The following is a 17,544-nucleotide window of genomic DNA, read 5'->3' as shown; positions in this document are numbered from 1 at the left end:
TGTTCTTTTACTTTTTGTTAAATATTAAGAAAAATATGATAATATAGAAATGGAATTTATAAGAAATTATATTTCCTATATAGCATGGAGGATTTTTTATGAATATAAATGACATAATTGCAAAAACAAAAACACCAAATACAATTCATACAATTGCAAGTGATTTGCGGAAGTTAGGTGTTGCAGAGGGAATGACCGTTATTGTACACTCATCTCTCAGTTCGATTGGCTGGGTAAGTGGAGAAGCTTTGGCGGTAGTAGAAGCTTTAATGGAAGTTGTTACAGAAGAAGGAACAATTGTTATGCCAACACAAACGAGCGATTTATCCGATCCGAAAAATTGGCAAAGGCCACCGGTTCCAGAAGGTTGGTGGGAAATTATCCGTGAAAACGTCCCACCGTTTCATCCAGAAACAACACCGACGCGAAGTATGGGGAAAGTAGTGGAATGTTTTCGTACTTATCCAAATACAAAGAGAAGTAATCATCCTTTACATAGCTTTGCAGCGTGGGGAAAGAATGCAGAACAAATTACCGAAAATCACAAGCTTTCTCCTAGTTTTGGAGAACAGTCACCTTTACAAAAAGTATATGATTTAGATGGATATATATTGCTAATTGGGGTGGATCATGATTCCAATACATCACTTCATTTATCTGAAGTTCGTGCGCAATATCGAGATAAAATACAAATTGGGGCACCGATTATTGAAAATGGAGTTCGTATATGGAAAGAGTATGAGGAATTCGAATATGATTCTGATGATTTTGAGCCGCTAGGAAAGGCATTTGATGAAACAGGAATGGTTACATATGGAACGATTGGAAATGCATCATGTAAATTAATGAAACAACAAAAAGCTGTCGATTTTGGAACAGAGTGGTTTTTGACACAAAAGCAAACGAAGAAAATTTTTAATTAAAGGATGGAGAACATGAAGGATAAAAAGGTATTAATTACAAGCGGCGGTTGTTTAGAAAAGTGGGATCAAGTAAGAGGGCATACAAATTTGTCAACTGGAAGAATGGGAAGACTTCTTGCGGAAGAAGCTTTAAATGCCGGGGCTTCTGTTGTATATTTACACGGGTATTTTGCAGAGAAACCTGAAGCAGATGATAGTCTTTCGTCCTACTCTTTTGAAGGAATTGTCGATTTACAAGATAAAATGAAACAAATAATTACTAGTGAAAAAATAGATATTGTTATTATGGCGGCGGCTGGATCAGACTGGATTGTTGATAAAATTGTCGATCAAGACGGAAATGTAATGAATGAAATAGGTAAATTATCAAGCGATATGCCGCCAGTTATTCATTTTAAGAAAGCTCCAAAGGTATTAGCACAAATTAAACAATGGGATCCAAATGTTGTATTAGCTGGATTTAAATTAGAAAGTGGTGTAAATCAACAAGAATTACTAAATAGAGCGCAAGTTCGAATGCAAGGTTCACAAGCAGATTTTATGGTTGCGAATGCTTCGGATGCGTTATATAGCTATGAAACGAACCACTACATTATTTCTAAAGATGGTGACGTGCAAGTGTGTAACGATAAAGCAGCTACAGCAAAAAATTTGATTGATAAAATTGCAATGGTTCATTCTGAAGAGAAAAAATTGCTTATTCCCCACTCATAATAGGCAGGAATATACGTATATATCACTAAAAGGTAATTCTGGGAATCATACATAGATATATTGAGTGAAATAAGGGGGCAAGGGGATGGAAAATCTACTAAAAAAAGCAATCCAACTGCGCATCGAGAAAAAATTTGTTCAATCAAGAGAGATATTGTTAGGTTTAACAAACTTTACGCAAGATCCAGAAGTCTTGTATCAATGTGCATGGACGCATGATGCGATGGGAATGGAAACTGAAGCTATCCCATATTATGAGGAAGCTATTGAATTAGGATTAGAAGGAGAAAGCTTACGTGGTGCTTATATCGGTTTAGGGAGTACATATCGCTGTATTGGGGAATATGAGAAAGCGATTGATGCATTAGAAGCTGGAATAGAGCGTTATCCAGATGATGATATCATGAAAGTGTTTTTATCCATGGCAAAGTATAATGTACAATCTCATGAAGAAGCGATGAAGCTCCTGCTAGATGTGGCAATGAAAACGGAAAGTGTAAAAACATATGCAAAAGCAATTACATTTTATAAAGAGCGTTTAAATGAAATCTTTAAATAAAATGGTAGGGTTAAAAGTAAATAACTACCGGCCGAAAAATGAAACATTTAGCCGGTAGTTAAGGGTACTGAAATAACAACATTCTTTAATGAGTACTTGTTATTTCGGGATGATTACAAATGCATTTGGAAGATATCGCATTCCTATGGAGGTTTCAGTTGCAGGTTTAAGCTGTAATTCTCCTTTATAAATCATCGTTGAAGAACCTCCACCGTCTAAGGCAAATGCATCTATACATCCATATTTTTGGAAAATGGATACCATATCTCTCATAGAAGCACCACGGTGGTGCTTGTTCCAATAAAATCTTCCGTCTGTTACAATCATTATTACATTCCCTTGTGAATCTTGTCCGATTCCTGTTCGGGGCGCCCAGCCATATGCTTCTTCAATTTGATCCGTCACTATATCTTTTCCGTCTACAATCAGTTGCGGTCCGAATGTAACAGCTTGTGTTACGTTCATATGTTCTAACTCATTAATGGAGTATGTTCCTGTAATGAATTGTCCTTTTTTTGTGAATCCGCAAACAGCATTACGTGCATCTCGACTAAATCCAGGCTCTGAACGAATAATGCCATCAGAAATTGCAATCCCTATGACTTCTCCGCCACGCCCAACACCTCCTGGATCTTTAAATCCCCCTGCGTTGATACCTCCAATAGCACCATTTTGTTCAATGAGATCAGATAATGGTTGTCCTTGATTATGATATTTGGAACTTACTAAATGAATGGTAGTCGGATCGTTAACCTTCATTATTTTTGCTGTGAAATGTGAATCTTCGTGCGTTTCAACTGTTACAGATAAGTGCTGTTTTTTACGCGAAAACAAAAAATTGGGAAGTTTTGATTTTTGGGTGGGCGGTGCATAAATAGCAGTTTCCAATTGTTGAATTTCACTTTTTGACAAAAGCAGTCTTGCGAATTGCGGGTGCTGTGATGACAGAATAGATCCTCCGATCATTTCGCGAAGTTTATGGCCAGCGCTTGTAGCGTACAACCAAATCACTCCTCCTGCTAGGACAATGAGGAGTACGAGACTTATTCGTTTTATTCCCTTTTTTATCCTTCGTTTCATATGAATACCTTCTTTTTTTCATAGTATGTCACATTTATTATTTTTCAACACAATTAAAAACCGGCAAGCATAAAGCTTACCGGTTTTCATCGTAAAAATTAGAAAAATATGATAAAATGAAAGAGTAACTCATGGCCAGGGTGGTTGTTCTATTATCACTTCTCTAATGAAGGGGGGTGATAATTTGAGTGAACTTTCGTTACTTTTGCAAGGTGGTCTTTTTCTCATTGCATTGCTGACGTTTGTTGTGTTATTAATTGACAAGCTCAAAAAATAACAACCCACTCTACGCCAATAGAAGGTGGGTTGTTTCATTCATAAGAAACAAAATAGGATAATGAATAATCCACTCTGCTGAGTTATATGGGACTAGTGTGTTGCCGCACACTAGTCTTTTTTTATTCATATGCTAATTTGATTTATTTATTTGATTGTATCGTTCTTTTCATTGTTATTATAGCACAATCCTGTTTATGTAAGAAAGGAGACCGTATGTTCCTATTTTTGTGATGATATTGATTATTTTTTAAGATCGAATTGTGCTTGTCGTTTTAAATAATCCATTCATATATTCTTTTAAACTTTTTTTGTAAAACTCTTGATTGATTGTATCATTTACACCAATAATTGGTGACGGAAGGTCGTATGTTTTTTGAGAAAGATGAACAACGACATCAAATACATCGAAGAGACGAATAAAGCAGAATAAGCCATCTTTGTCACTTAATAAAATGAAATAATGATTTTCGTAATCAGTATTTAATGTGTTCCACAATGAGCTTTTGCTTAAATCTCGCACAATATTTCTATCTTTTAATTCAATAAAATCTACGTTGAATAAAATGTTAGAAATTGCAACTGCGTCTGGATCATGAAAATAACCATCTATTGTATTTACAGCAAATAAATAAGCCATTTTCAATAAACTCATCTTATATTTGCGATTATCAAGCAGTAATTCGCGTTGAATGGAACCGGAAACTTTTTTTATTCGTTCTTCTTTCCATATTTCATCATGAAGTGAGATATCGTGTCTTTTACATAGTTTCATAATAAGGGAATTTGAAAATTGAAATTCGTCGGTATCAGTTTCGTCATTTGTATATTCTTCATCATATATATCAAGAAGAGGGGAGTCAATTTGATGTTTAAGTTGATCAATTTTATACTGTATTAATTTATGGCTAATTAATGGACGATCTACATTTGTTATTATTTTTTCATGACATGTTTCACACACTGTATTGATATAGTAATATCCACATAACACTTCTGGAATAACATATTGTTCTATATGTTGTTTTTCTTTTTCTTTTTCTCTACATATACTGCACATGGTCATAGTTATCACCTTTTAGTTGCAAATTTTTATATGTCTTTATTGTAGTGTATTTATTTTGTTTTTGGAATAAAGAACGAGGAAATAGCATGTAAAATTTCGTTTTGATTTGTTACAATTAGAGGAGAAATTTAAAAGGAGGATTTTTTTTTGAAATCGAGAGCTCATTTTTGGACATTAGAAGTGCTGATGGTTGTAACGATTATTTTTATCTGTACAAAAATTTCGTTTTTATTTCAGCCAATCGGTATTTTTATTTCCACATTGTTTTTCCCTATTTTAATTGCTTTATTTCTTTATTTTATGTTTAACCCAGTTCTTCTTTTTTTAGAGAACAAAAAAGTGCCGCGTAATTTAGCTATTTTGCTGCTGTACGTATTCATTATTGCATTAATAGCCGTTTCGGTTGGTGTTGTGGTTCCAACTCTTTCTCATCAACTTATGGATTTAGTAAAGAATATGCCAACTTATATTAAGGTAGGGAAAGAATACATAGCAGATTTATCAAATCATAGGTTATTTCAATGGCTTACAACACAAGATTATGTTTCACTTGAAGTATTAGAAAAGAATGCTCTCAATTATTTGAAAGATGTACCAAATACGCTTACATCGAGTGCGAGTGTATTATTTGGTATAATTACAAACGTTGCATTAGTAATTTTCACAGTTCCATTTATTTTGTTTTATATGTTTAAAGATGGACATAAATTTCCTGGAGCAGCAGTTCGTTTTTTACCAGAGTCGTATCGTGAAGAAGGGCGTCGTGTCTTAAAAGAAATGAATGAAACTCTTGCTGCATACATTCAAGGCCAAGCGCTTGTTTGTTTATTTGTTGGGGCTTTTACATTTGTTGGTTATTTAATCATAGGGATGCCTTATGCTTTTGTTTTAGGAGTTGTGGCGGCAATCACAAATATTATTCCAAACTTAGGTCCGTTCATTGGGGCAGCGCCCGCGGTTATTGTTGGATTATTTGTATCACCGGTGCAAGCGTTATGGGTTATTGTAGTTGTAACGATTGTTCAGCAATTCGAAAGTAATATTCTATCACCACGAATTATGAGTGAAAAATTAAACATTCATCCGTTAACGATTATCGTGTTAATTCTTGGTGTCGGAAATTTTGCGGGAATTATCGGGATGATTTTAGCTGTACCAGCATATGCTGTGACGAAAACAATCGTTTTAAATGTAGTAAGGCTGTTTCAATTGAAAAAGAATAAGAAGTAGAAAGAAGACCAGTTACGTATTGTAGCTGGTCTTCTTGTATTTTAGTACCGATAGTATGGTTTTATTCCAGCAGTAGATTTTTCAGATTCTGCAAACTACTTTGCTCTATGTTACAAGTTTAATAAAGATAACTTTCAATAGTGCTGTATTTTTCTATAATTTCATTGTAGATCTCATCTATATATTCACGCCGTACCTCCAACATTGGTTTTACACGCTCGGGTGAGATTTGAAAAAGAATCATCCATCTAATAAATTCTTCATAGCTTTCATGATTATATCTCCGGTTACACATAATGAAATTCTTTTAAATACTTATCTTCGTTTATTTAACATTCTCACATAAGATTATGATTTGTTATGCAGAGTCTACCTCCGCAATCCAAATCATAATTCGCCGTTTTGACAAAATCATTCTAAACATCTCCTTTCATTGTTATTTGTTATTAAAAAATTAAAGGTGGTTATAAAACGAAATTTGACGATCTTTTACTTCGTCCATGATCTTTTGAACACGTTGTTCATGTTCAAGTTCTTCTCTAGATAGACGTGTTTTTTGAATCGTAATCGTTAAAAAGAATACATGAAATGTCATATACTGTTTACTCCTCTCGAGTGAATAAATTTGTAAGAAGGCGAAAATCGCACAAAAAAGCCACAGGAAGACAAATTGCTCCTGCGGCAAGGCGTGAAAAAGCCACAGGAAGGCATTCGACCTCCTGTGGCAGAATTATTTAATCATAATAAAGGCGATTTTCAATTCTCCATATGGGTGGTCGAATATATATTTGATTGTAAGACAGATGCTACATAAACACTTATTTTCATCATTTCATTCGACCTCCTTTGGAAATTTTTTCTTACTTAAGTAAGTATATACAATTAGGTAACTTTTGTAAACCCTTGAAATGTAAAAATAGGATAAAAATTTTGAATTTTGATGAAATCGCATAACTTCTAAGGGAAATGTTATCGAAAATGACGAATTATTAGTGTGAGGAGGGATGGGAATGAAATTATTAATCTTAGGTGGATCACGCTTTTTAGGAAGAGCTGTTGTTGAAGAAGCATTGAAGAGAAACCACGAAGTGACTATTTTGAATCGGGGTAACAACAATGATATTTTCAAAGATAAAAAAGTAGAAGTGCTTATCGGTGACCGAGATAGAGACATAAATGTACTGAAGGGAAGAGTATGGGATGCAGCAGTTGATACGTGCGGATTTGCTCCGCGAACTGTAGAGAAGTCCACATCTATGTTAGCAAATCATGTCCGGCATTATACTTACATCTCTAGTTTGTCTGTATATAAAGATTGGATTCCAATGGGAATTACAGAAGATTATGAAGTGCAAGCTTTATCGGAAGAAAAAGCAGCAGAAATTAACCGGAGTGCCACAGGGACTACTTACAACGAGTATTATGGTCCTTTAAAAAGATTATGCGAAATAGAAGCTGAGAAACATTTGCCGGGTCAAGTACTGTCTGTAAGAGCGGGGCTTATTGTCGGCTCAAATGATTATTCAGATCGGTTACCTTATTGGATAAAACGAATCGCAAAAGGTGGCCGAGTATTAGCGCCAGGAAATCCCAAAAGAAGAGTGCAATTTATTGATGTGAAAGATTTGGCGATTTGGATTGTTAACATGATTCAACGAAATATTACAGGAATTTATAATGTGACAGGACCAGACTATCCATTAACAATGGAGCGGTTATTAGAAAGTTGCAAAGGTATAACAAATAGTGACGCAGAATTTGTTTGGGTAAGTGAAAAGTTTTTACTTGAGAACAATGTAGCACCTTGGACTGAAATGCCGTTATGGATACCGGAGGAATTTGCTCTTCCAGAAGAGAAAGAACCTTGGCGAGGTGACGGTTCATTTAATATTGATAAGGTGTTAAGTACGGGGCTGACATTTCGCTCACTTGAAGAAACTATTTTTGATATTTGGAAGTGGGAACAGTTGCATAGTGAAACCGAAGAACGAAAAGCAGGGTTAGCATTTGAAAAAGAACAACAATTATTGAAAAGTTGGATGGAGGCACAACCATTGTCATGAGTTTTCAAGCAGATTCTCTTTTAAAAACAGCAATTAGCACAGTACTATTTCCATTTACAGCTGTAAATATGTACATAAGAAAAAAGAATGCAACGAAAGAGCCTGGAAGTATTGTAAATGTAGATGGTCGTAATGTTCATACTATGATTTCTGGTGAAGAAAATGGAAATCCGACTGTTATTTTAGATGCAGGATTAAGTGGTAATTGCTTAGCTTGGTGTCTTGTCCAGCCTGAATTATCAAAGTTTACAAGGGTGGTTTCTTTTGACCGGGCTGGATATGGCTGGAGTGATACGAGAAGTGGTTTATCGACTAGTCAAGAAGTAGTCAATGATTTGAAAATTGCTTTAGAAAAAATGCAAATTGCTCCTCCTTATATTTTAGTAGCACATTCATTTGCAGGACTAAATATGCGTTTATTTGCAAGTCAATATCCTGATGAAGTGGAAGGAATTGTATTGGTTGATGCTGTACATGAAAATCGATATTTAAAGGAGGAAATGAACGAGGAGAGATTACAACAATACGTAAAAAGTGTAAAACAAATGAGATTAGGATATATTACTTCTACGATTGGTTTGCCGCGTTTATTAAAGATGCCAGTAGGAGGCAGGAGCCTTCCGGCGCAAGTTCAAGATCACGTAAAACATGTGGGATACACTGCCGGAGCATATGAAGCTGTCTATAAAGAGATGCTGTATAGTGAAGAGTCAGCGAAACAAGTAAAACGAGCAAATAGCTTACGAGAAAACTTGCCGGTAATCGTGATTAGTTCTAACAATTCAGATCCAACATGGAAAGAGCTGCAGCAACTTTTATGCCAACTAACAAACTGTACAAAGCATATTCAAACAGAGAATGGTCATTCGATTCAGTTGGAAAATCCGGAGGTCGTGATAAAGACCATACTAGAACGGATGTAAATGCTATTATATTTAAAGAATAAAGGACGGTTACTACGTGTTGAAATCTTTTAGAATAAAGTGTTGAGAAGATCAAGGTTTCTATAAAAATAAGAGAAACCTTGATCTTTTTATTTTCTTTATAGCATTACCTTATATGATTAAATCAAAAATAATAAATTGGAAAAATATATAAATTATAAGTAAAAAATATGTATAAAAGAATACACTTGTAGAAGGAGGGATGGGGGATGAAAGGTTGGAAAGATGACATTTTTAAAATACTTGGAGTATGGTCGCTACTTGGTGCTTATATCATTTTAACGATGACTATGCGCTACTCATGGGCTACCGTGTATCAAAGCTTAGCTGTAATCGGGGTACTTATCATTGGAATAGTGTGGTATTTTGCGATAACAAATGTAATGTGTGCAAACACGTTGTTTCTAAGAGGAATGCGTGTAACTTTATATCTCGCTTATGCGTGGTCATGTTGGATGCTTCGAAATATTTACGGTGTAGAAAACGAAGAAGTATGGCTCTCTGTTAGTTGGTTACTTCCAGCGTTATATCTTTATGTAACAGACAAAAAAGCAGAATGGTATGTGCTTGGAGGCGGAGCGTTACTTTTCTTTTTATCAACGATAAACGAAATGAAGTGGTTTACTGTTTCAGATAAATGGCAATCTATTATAATAACTATCGCTTCCCTTATATGGTACCGAATTGAGCTGAAAATGCCGGGGCGTTATTTATTTTACACAACTAGTTTATTAGGATTATGGATGGTGTACCTTGTAAGTTTATACGAAGGAGGAGAGCCTAACTATTGGATCAAAGTAGTGTGTGCGATCCTCATGACAGCCATGTACGTTATTATATTTAAAAGGTTAAAAGAAGGAAATTTATATAGAATAACAACTGGCGCAATCTTAACGGCGTGGTCATTGCATGCATTGATAGACATCACCAATCTATTTACAAATTTAACTATGAATATCTCTTATATATTGATGGGATTGGTCGTTTTGTTTGTTGTAATTTCGCAGCAATTTTTTACTTGGCAAGAAAAAAAGAATCAAACACAAACAAATCATCGGAAAATAGGAGAATATGTGCTGTATGTTTTAGTAAGCTCAATTGGAAGTGTTCTTTTTCTTGCGAGTCTTTATTTCATTTTATGGGAAACATTAAGAAAAAGCAGCATGATTATGATTGTAGGCGCTACGCTAAGCGTACTTGGAATATTGGGATATAAAAAAATAACAGCAAAATTTTTGCGAATTTTTTTATTTGTTTTTGCCATCATGGCGGGAATTACAACGCTTGTAACAAATCATCATTACTTATGGGGAGTGTTGTATGCTAGTTGTATTTTTGTGTATTGGATGTTCGCAAAACATAAGGCAGAACGACATAGTTTATGGTGGCTATTGGAAGGAATTATACTAAGCGAATGTATGAGAAATACGGATTATTCAGCAAGTATGAGTTATCTCGTACTCATTCATATCGGATTTTTCATTTTTGCGATTGCACGAAAAAATGAACTTTTATTACGAAATAGTGTTGGGTTTGGAATGATGTATGTATTTTTCTATTTGTTAGAGAAATATGAAGGTGCGGATTCTTGGTTTATTGTAATCGCACACGGTGGATATATATTACTTCTTGTGTTAGGTATGCTTTATGTAAAGAATTCTGTAATGAAGCGGATTGGTATCGTTATTTATTTGTTTACGAATCTTATTATGTATGAAACAAATTATATTGGAAACTATGGATTGAGCTGGATGTTAATTCTTGCAGGGGTTGTATTGTTACAAACAAAAAAGCCGCAAAAACAAGAGAATATTATAACATATATCATAACATACAAGAAAAAATATGTATGGTTAGTGGGTATACTTTCTACTTTTATTTTATTAGGTACTGTTACACATCAAGAATGGAACTATTATAACAGTAATACTGTGTTACTAGAATTAGAAAATCCAATTGAGAAATCAGCTCAAACGAAAAAAGTGTGGTTTTTTTACAAAATAGAAGTGGAAGCGAACGAAATGATGTTGAATCGTGACACAAAAAAAGAAACAAAAACACCTGTATTTATAAAATTGAAAAAAGGACAGGGAGAGAGTTATCGAATAGATAAAATAAAGATCAATGACTACTCGAAGGAAAAAGGTATCTGGATAAAAGGATATATGAACTACGGGTATATTACGATAGGAAGTACGCGTGCAGTTCCTGTTACCCTTGTAAAAGGGGAGGGGCTGTATGCTAAAGTACAAATTGCAAAGAATGGAAATAGCAGAGTAATTGAAATTCAGTGAAAGTAAAATGTGCATGAGTGGGAAATCTTATTATCCATTCGTACAGCGGGAACAAGGTATAAAAGGTATTTTTCAGACTGTGGAGAAAAGTTTCTCTACAGTCTGTTTTTGTGTTCTTATGTGCAAGTGATGCGAAGTTATAAAATGAAGGTCTAATCAAAATGTTTAATTCTATTTGTACTTAATTAAATTTTAAAAGCCATATAAGCTAAACAACGCCATTTTAGTAATAGATGGTGTTATTTATGTTTTCTTGAGCAATTATTTATTACAAAATGCAAATGATTGTTTACATTTTGTTGGTAATCATTTACAATGATAGAAAATGAGGGAAGGGAAATTGTGATGCTTGAAAACAGAGTTAGAGAATTACGAGCACGATTTAGGTGGACTCAGCAAGACTTGGCCGATGCAATTGGAGTGACAAGGCAGACAATCGGATTAATTGAAAAAGGTGATTATTCTCCATCTGTCACTATGGCGTTAAAAATAGCTGCTGCGTTTAATGTTACTGTAGAAGATGTTTTTTATTTAAAAGGAAAGGAATAAATGAGTATGATGAAACAGATTTTGAGGTCACCGCTTATTGGTGCGAGTTTATTTGTATTGATCATTGCATTTTTACTGTTTTCTCTTATGAGCACACAGGTCGCTTTGGCTAGAATGTGTTTTGGGATTTTGGTAATGTTTACTTTTTTGTGGTTCATTCTTACAAAGCTTTATAACCGAAAGAATCCTGATGATAAGATTAAAGTATTTGGATTTATACCATCCGAATTTCGTGAAATAGATGAAGGTCAACAGTGGGTCACCTATAAGGCTTGTAGGAATGTGTATATTTATTATAGCTTTGCCCTTCCAGTAACGGCAGGAATTTGCTTCCTCTTTTCTCATAATATTCTCGTTCCATTAATGTGCATTGGTGTACTAGGTGTAGGTCAATACATTGTCTATTGGCTAACTACTATTCGTGTTTTAAATCGTATTTAATCTGAACAAAAAAGGGAGATGAAACAGTATGTTGGAGTGGGCTCAAAATGCAGGTGAATTATGGCAATATTTGGTTTTATTTTTATTGGCTTTTGCTCCATGGATGGATGTATCAATTGTTGTACCACTCGGTATCGTATGGGGATTACAACCATTTGCAGTAGGACTGACGGCATTTACAGGGAATCTTATTTTGGTTCTATTACTGGGCTTCTTCTTTAAGCAGTTTGCAAAATGGCGAACGGCAAGAAAATTTAAAAAAGGGATAACAACACCTTCTAAAAAGGAAACCAGATCAAGACGAATATGGGAACGATATGGTATTCCGGGTTTAGCTCTGCTAGCTCCAATTCTTGTAGGGACTGATATTGCGGCCGTACTAGCTTTAACATTTGGATCTTCCCGGAGACACGTCATAAGTTGGATGACGGTAAGTCTAGCAGTATGGACAGTCATTTTTGTAGTTGCTTCGATGTATGGGTTTAGCTTTTTAAATATCATTTAGGATAACATAAAGATTTTATATAATCTAAAGTGTAATACTTAAATAGGTTTCTTTTAAGTTCTCTCCTATGGTACGGAGATATAATTGACCACAATAACTTTAGGGATTTTAACACTTTTTTTAATTTGAATTCTAGTAAACAGACAATAAATGAATTTTAAATATAGTGTAGTTCTCTGAGAAATGACTGTACCATAAATAAATCCCACCTTTCTACATAAAAAGGTGGGATTTATTCTCATAAAAGAATCTGTCTTCTTTCTTAAAGCACTGCACTACATTTAAAAACTAGCGGTTGGTGTAACTTTGAAATAAAGTTTGATCATTTCAATAAAATCTATTAAATAAACACCTCAATTTGTTTAAGTACATTTATTCGCAAATTTTGTTCAACTACCCTAAAAAACACATTATTTTAATTTTATTCATTACAGGAATGCTGCTTCTATAGTTTCATAATAAGATATCCCTTAATTACAATATTGATCTACTAACTTATATAGACGTTCTATGTTTTCTGAAGATACATTTTCTGATAATCTTGCCCCTGCAATAATAGGAGCCCATTGAAAAACTTCATCCTTGGATAAACCAGTATTTTTACAATATAGACGTAAATACATTTCAGCTAATTCTACTGAATACTGTGAATACAATAGATATGTTCGAAATACATCTGCACGAATATCTCCTGAGCTAGAATCAACCCAATCAATAATATTCACGTTATCATTACTCATGATTAAATTAAATGGATGAAAATCTCCATGACATAGCCTAGGTTCAAATACCATTGAATCCAATTTTCTTAATAATTTATCCTTTTGTTTTTCATCTAAATTATGTACGGACTCAATCTGGCGATGTAATTTTTCTGACATCGGTTCAAGTAAATTTGAATCAACAGCAACAGCATGCATCTTTTGTTGTATATTGACACAAATATTTATGTAATGCTCAGCTAATTCCATATTATTTATTAAGAGATCACCTACTGTTTTCCCTTTTACATATTTCATTATAATTGCTTGTCTACTCTTTATTTCTGTGACTTCTAATATCTTGGGGACGTGAAGCCCACATGAATAAGCGTATTCTTGTTTCTTTGCCTCATATAAAGATTCTGTATTGTGAAAGTGTTTTTTAAACACTTTCACAATTTTATTATCACAAAGATATATCTTTGCTGTATTTCCCATAGCTATTTGATTACCTAGGTTCAATTATTTTCTCTCCTTAAAATAAATTACAATAATACCCTGCACTTTACCTCATAAATTCGATGTAATTATAGTAAAATCCTTTTGCTACTAAACTGTCCGTAAAAGCCCGATTGGAGAGAGCTTTCCATCAGTGGGAGAGCCCCACTGATGGAATTACTTTAATCCAGCAATATATTGAAGCACCTGAACCGTATATTACACGCTGTGAGTTTGTAGGCGGTCAGTTTGTATATGCAGTTAAAGTAGATACATCAGAAGGTTTTGAGCTTTGTCCGGCAGATGCATGCTCCATTGACGATGCTTTTTGCCCAGTAGGAGAGAGTAAGAAAGAGGCTCCAGCAAAATTTGAAATTATATCGGATTTCCATGAACCAATTATTGAACAATACAAGGAATTTCTGAAAAAATGAAATTGCTGTTGCTGGTATTGAATTTATTCGCAGTTCAGATGGAACAATTTATACGTATGATATCAATACAAACACAAACTATAATTCTGACGCAGAGTCTGTAGCTAATCGATTTGGCATGCTTGAGCTTGCTAAATTCCTTGGAACAGAATTAGAAAAACAAGTAGAGTCAGTTAAATAATGTTGATCAAAAAAGGTGTTACGCATTGGCGTAATACCTTTTTTGTGAGGAATTATGCTGTATGAAAGTGGATTTCACACTTTCTTCACAAATGATTCACTGTTTCTTTTCTTCTTTAAAAACTTGTATTTATATATTATATGTTATAATCGTAACTAGCTTTCTAAAGATAAGTGATTTTTGTAAAGATAGTAGCTTTATAAGTGTAAGTTCGAGATGGTGCGTGAACAGTTCATAATGAAAATTTATATTTTACTATTTAATACGTAATGAGGTTAATTTTTAGAAAAGAGAATAAAAATAGTGATACTTTATTAACTTTCAAGTGAAATACAGTGATACAAAAGAAAGAAGTGAAATGAATGTGAGTGTATTAAGAAAATTAGGAGCATGGATGATAATGGCATGTGTATTAATGGGAGTGGTACCAACAACTGCTTCCGCTCATGCTTATATTGTTAAATCAAACCCTGCAGAAAATGAAACGTTAGAGAAAGCACCTTCTGTTGTAAAGATAGAATTTGATGAAATGCTTCAGTCCTCACACTTTAATACAGTATCCGTAAGGGATGCTTCAGGGAAACGAGTAGATTTAAAAAATGCTCATATTGATAAAAAGAATCCCAAATTATTAGAAGCTGGAGTAAAGCAAAATATACCAAATGGTACGTATTCCATTCAGTGGAAAGCTATTTCTGCTGATGGGCATCCCATTCAAGGTGTCATTCCGTTCCGTATTGGGGCAGAGGGAAAAGGAACGAGTGATATACAGGCAGAAGAAATTGGTTATGTCCCGCAGTTGGATATGCTGATAGAAAGAGGAATTCTATATACAAGTTTTTCTCTCTATATAGGTGTTCTATTTTTTAATCTTATTATTTATAAAGGGGATTTTAATAAAGTAAAATCAAGAAGTAGTAAACTCATTTGGACTTCGTTGCTGGGTATGTTCATTAGCTTACTATTTACTCTTCCTTTACAAGCGAAGATAAATGCTGATGTTTCATGGATAGATACTTTTCAACCTTCACTATTAAAAGAAACATTACAGCTATCTGTTTTTGGATATATATGGATGGCTCAGATGGTACTAGTAATAACACTGATTGCTGTTACATCTGTTGCTTTAAAACGAGAAAGGCCTTCATCGTTCAAGGTATGGACAATTCCGATTCTATTTTTCATTGGTTTACTTATTATGAAAGCAATGAATAGTCATGCATATGGTTTAAAGTATAAAGAAATCGCTGTAACTATGGATTTTTTACATTTACTTGCAGCTTCGCTATGGATTGGGGGATTATCGACAATCGTCCTTCTTTTACCTAAAGACCATGAGGATGGGAGATGGACGATGTATTGGGATGCTATTAAATGTTTTTCACCATGGGCAATATGTGCGGTCATTATTCTTTTCGTAACCGGTCTCTTTAATACTACCTTCTTTATTCCAACGATTCATTCGTTATTTGATACAAGTTATGGATTAGCATTGTTAATGAAATTTATTTTATTTATTGGTATGGGGATATTGGGACTTATTCATTATGTGAAGGGAAGGATGAGGAGACAGAAAAAATTAGGTGCTACGGTGAAAGTGGAGTTTTGTGTAGGGGTAGCTATTTTTATAATAGTAGCTTTTTTAACAAATGTACAAACGCCACCGATGCCGCCAACTGGACCTTTTACAGGAAATCAAAAACTCGATAATGGATATGAACTTACTTTACATGTTAGTCCAAATAAGGTAGGGATGAATACATTCCGTGTTGATTTAAAGGATACAAATGGACAACCTGTTACCGACATGGAGCAAATCGTAGTGACAACGAAATCTTTAGACATGGATATGGGAAAAGGTACGTTTAGAGTTTCTTCAATTTCACCAGGATCGTATCAAGCAGAAGGAATGTATATTAACATGACAGGTAAATGGAACATACATGTCCATGGGTTAACAAAATCTCTCGATAGTTTTGATACGGATTTTCAATTTATGGTAGGCGGCCGATAAAGTGAAGAGCTACTTAGAGAGAAACAAAAAGGAGTTATAGGAAAATGAAACGTATAAAAAAATAGGAACAACAATGATAGCAACAGTAATTGCAATGGGGCTTTTTTCGTTACCTGTTAGTGCACATGTAACTGTGAAACCGGCTACTTCTGGAGTTAGTTCTTGGGAAACATATACAATAAAGGTGCCTGTTGAAAAGGATATGGCAACAACCAAAATTACGCTTAAAATCCCAGAGGGAGTAGAGTTTCAACAGTATGAGCCGGTACCGGGATGGAAAGTCAGTGAACAAAAAGATACGTCTGGAAAAATTAAATCGGTTACGTGGGAAGCGACTGGAGAAGGGATTTTACCAGGTCAATTTCAGCAATTTACGTTTATTGCGAAAAATCCAGATAAAGAGCAAAAAGTGCCTTGGGATGCATATCAGCAGTATAAGGATGGAGATATTGTAGAATGGACAGGTGACGAGAAAACCGATAAACCGCATTCATTTACTACCATTACAAAAGGGACAGTGCTAACAGGAGAACATGGAGAATTAAAAGCATCTGATTCAAAAGAAAAAGAAAGTACAAGCCTGCAAATAACTGCTATTCTTTTATCCATTCTTTCTATTATTGTTTCACTAGGTACATGTATCTTTGTATTCCGTCGTAAAAAACAATAAAAAAGAAAGAGCCTATCATCTTGATATAATCCCCTTATAGTAGACAGTAAAAAGAAAGCACATTAATCTGTTTACTATGGAGGGGGTTTTTCTATGGGGAAAATTAGAGTAACTTACGATATAGAATTTAAGAAAAAAGCAGTAGATTTGTACTTGAAAGAAGGAATGAGCTATAAAACCGTTGCTAAAGAATTAGGAATTCATCACTCAGTCGTAAGTCGTTGGGTGAAACACTTTGAAGCTGAAGGGATCAAAGGACTAGAAGAAAAACGCGGTAAAGCGAAAGGAACAGGTCTAGGGAGACCAAGAACGAAACCAGAAGATTCAGAAGCTAAGATTAGACGATTAGAAGTGGAGAATGAAATGTTAAAAAAGCTCTTAGGGATGTAAAAGGAGGCATAA

18 protein-coding genes and 1 pseudogene are annotated in these 17,544 nt (G+C 34.4%); 15 read left to right on the top strand and 4 right to left on the bottom strand.

From position 1 onward, the window contains the following. The first annotated feature begins 98 nt into the window (after positions 1–98). The 3 genes from ACFQZ1_RS24755 (at position 99) to ACFQZ1_RS24745 (ending at position 2,196) form a co-directional block, all read left to right on the top strand. The gene (locus tag ACFQZ1_RS24755) at positions 99–923 is read left to right on the top strand and encodes an AAC(3) family N-acetyltransferase (RefSeq protein WP_377884814.1); all 825 of its coding nucleotides are present in this window, start codon (positions 99–101) and stop codon (positions 921–923) included. A gap of 12 nt (positions 924–935) precedes the next feature. Continuing rightward, positions 936–1,637, top strand: a complete 702-nt coding sequence (locus tag ACFQZ1_RS24750; RefSeq protein WP_377884813.1) for a phosphopantothenoylcysteine decarboxylase domain-containing protein — start codon at positions 936–938, stop codon at positions 1,635–1,637. An 85-nt stretch (positions 1,638–1,722) separates the two neighbouring features. Further along, positions 1,723–2,196 (top strand): tetratricopeptide repeat protein, encoded by a 474-nt coding sequence (locus ACFQZ1_RS24745; protein ID WP_377884812.1) that lies wholly within the window; start codon positions 1,723–1,725, stop codon positions 2,194–2,196. A 99-nt stretch (positions 2,197–2,295) separates the two neighbouring features. Here the strand turns inward: ACFQZ1_RS24745 and ACFQZ1_RS24740 are convergent, their stop codons facing one another. After that, positions 2,296–3,276, bottom strand: a complete 981-nt coding sequence (locus ACFQZ1_RS24740; protein ID WP_377884811.1) for a phosphodiester glycosidase family protein — start codon at positions 3,274–3,276, stop codon at positions 2,296–2,298. Positions 3,277–3,460: 184 nt separating this feature from the next. On the opposite strand from ACFQZ1_RS24740, the gene ACFQZ1_RS24735 reads away from it, so the two are divergent. Then, the gene (locus ACFQZ1_RS24735; RefSeq protein ID WP_098308626.1) at positions 3,461–3,553 is read left to right on the top strand and encodes a putative holin-like toxin; all 93 of its coding nucleotides are present in this window, start codon (positions 3,461–3,463) and stop codon (positions 3,551–3,553) included. A gap of 249 nt (positions 3,554–3,802) precedes the next feature. On the opposite strand, the gene ACFQZ1_RS24730 is transcribed toward ACFQZ1_RS24735, so the two are convergent. Then, positions 3,803–4,618 carry an HNH endonuclease gene (locus ACFQZ1_RS24730; RefSeq protein WP_377884810.1) on the bottom strand — a complete coding sequence of 272 codons (816 nt, stop codon included), beginning with the start codon at positions 4,616–4,618 and terminating at the stop codon, positions 3,803–3,805. A gap of 147 nt (positions 4,619–4,765) precedes the next feature. Between ACFQZ1_RS24730 and ACFQZ1_RS24725 the strand changes: the two genes are divergently transcribed. Then, positions 4,766–5,848 carry an AI-2E family transporter gene (locus ACFQZ1_RS24725; RefSeq protein WP_377884809.1) on the top strand — a complete coding sequence of 361 codons (1,083 nt, stop codon included), beginning with the start codon at positions 4,766–4,768 and terminating at the stop codon, positions 5,846–5,848. Between the two features lie 454 nt (positions 5,849–6,302). Here the strand turns inward: ACFQZ1_RS24725 and ACFQZ1_RS24720 are convergent, their stop codons facing one another. Continuing rightward, the gene (locus tag ACFQZ1_RS24720; protein WP_336480795.1) at positions 6,303–6,443 is read right to left on the bottom strand and encodes a YrzI family small protein; all 141 of its coding nucleotides are present in this window, start codon (positions 6,441–6,443) and stop codon (positions 6,303–6,305) included. Positions 6,444–6,858: 415 nt separating this feature from the next. Here ACFQZ1_RS24720 and ACFQZ1_RS24715 point away from each other — a divergent pair, with 415 nt between their 5' ends. The 6 genes from ACFQZ1_RS24715 to ACFQZ1_RS24690 all read left to right on the top strand — a co-directional run bounded on the left by ACFQZ1_RS24715 (position 6,859) and on the right by ACFQZ1_RS24690 (position 12,644). Next, complete coding sequence (locus ACFQZ1_RS24715) at positions 6,859–7,911, top strand: NAD-dependent epimerase/dehydratase family protein (RefSeq protein WP_377884808.1); 1,053 nt, start codon at positions 6,859–6,861, stop codon at positions 7,909–7,911. After that, positions 7,908–8,834, top strand: a complete 927-nt coding sequence (locus tag ACFQZ1_RS24710) for an alpha/beta hydrolase (protein WP_377884807.1) — start codon at positions 7,908–7,910, stop codon at positions 8,832–8,834. Before ACFQZ1_RS24715 ends, ACFQZ1_RS24710 begins: the two co-directional genes overlap by 4 nt. Positions 8,835–9,064: 230 nt before the next feature. Further along, positions 9,065–11,149, top strand: coding sequence for a hypothetical protein (locus ACFQZ1_RS24705; RefSeq protein WP_377884806.1), 2,085 nt, complete (start codon positions 9,065–9,067; stop codon positions 11,147–11,149). Positions 11,150–11,491: 342 nt separating this feature from the next. After that, positions 11,492–11,698, top strand: coding sequence for a helix-turn-helix transcriptional regulator (locus tag ACFQZ1_RS24700; protein ID WP_336480791.1), 207 nt, complete (start codon positions 11,492–11,494; stop codon positions 11,696–11,698). 6 nt (positions 11,699–11,704) lie between these two features. Then, positions 11,705–12,139 (top strand): hypothetical protein, encoded by a 435-nt coding sequence (locus ACFQZ1_RS24695; RefSeq protein WP_336481345.1) that lies wholly within the window; start codon positions 11,705–11,707, stop codon positions 12,137–12,139. 28 nt (positions 12,140–12,167) lie between these two features. Beyond that, positions 12,168–12,644 carry a small multi-drug export protein gene (locus tag ACFQZ1_RS24690; RefSeq protein ID WP_377884805.1) on the top strand — a complete coding sequence of 159 codons (477 nt, stop codon included), beginning with the start codon at positions 12,168–12,170 and terminating at the stop codon, positions 12,642–12,644. A 470-nt stretch (positions 12,645–13,114) separates the two neighbouring features. On the opposite strand, the gene ACFQZ1_RS24685 is transcribed toward ACFQZ1_RS24690, so the two are convergent. After that, positions 13,115–13,867 (bottom strand): aminoglycoside phosphotransferase family protein, encoded by a 753-nt coding sequence (locus ACFQZ1_RS24685; protein WP_377884804.1) that lies wholly within the window; start codon positions 13,865–13,867, stop codon positions 13,115–13,117. A 131-nt stretch (positions 13,868–13,998) separates the two neighbouring features. Here ACFQZ1_RS24685 and ACFQZ1_RS24680 point away from each other — a divergent pair. From ACFQZ1_RS24680 to ACFQZ1_RS24665, 4 genes and pseudogenes are all read left to right on the top strand, one after another. Then, positions 13,999–14,458, top strand: a pseudogene (locus ACFQZ1_RS24680) (alpha-L-glutamate ligase); the annotation flags it as partial. A gap of 358 nt (positions 14,459–14,816) precedes the next feature. After that, positions 14,817–16,472 (top strand): copper resistance CopC/CopD family protein, encoded by a 1,656-nt coding sequence (locus ACFQZ1_RS24675; protein ID WP_377884802.1) that lies wholly within the window; start codon positions 14,817–14,819, stop codon positions 16,470–16,472. Between the two features lie 73 nt (positions 16,473–16,545). Beyond that, a complete protein-coding gene (locus ACFQZ1_RS24670) occupies positions 16,546–17,142 on the top strand; it encodes a YcnI family copper-binding membrane protein (RefSeq protein ID WP_377884801.1) in 597 nt (198 codons plus the stop codon). Positions 17,143–17,235: 93 nt separating this feature from the next. Next, positions 17,236–17,532, top strand: a complete 297-nt coding sequence (locus tag ACFQZ1_RS24665; protein WP_377884800.1) for a transposase — start codon at positions 17,236–17,238, stop codon at positions 17,530–17,532. Positions 17,533–17,544 lie beyond the last annotated feature (12 nt).

This window comes from Bacillus sp. CGMCC 1.60114, from assembly GCF_042676365.1.
Classification (GTDB): domain Bacteria; phylum Bacillota; class Bacilli; order Bacillales; family Bacillaceae_G; genus Bacillus_A; species Bacillus_A rhizoplanae_A.
The sequence above is the reverse complement of the archived record's forward strand: the minus strand, read 5'-3'. Positions and strand labels throughout refer to the sequence as shown.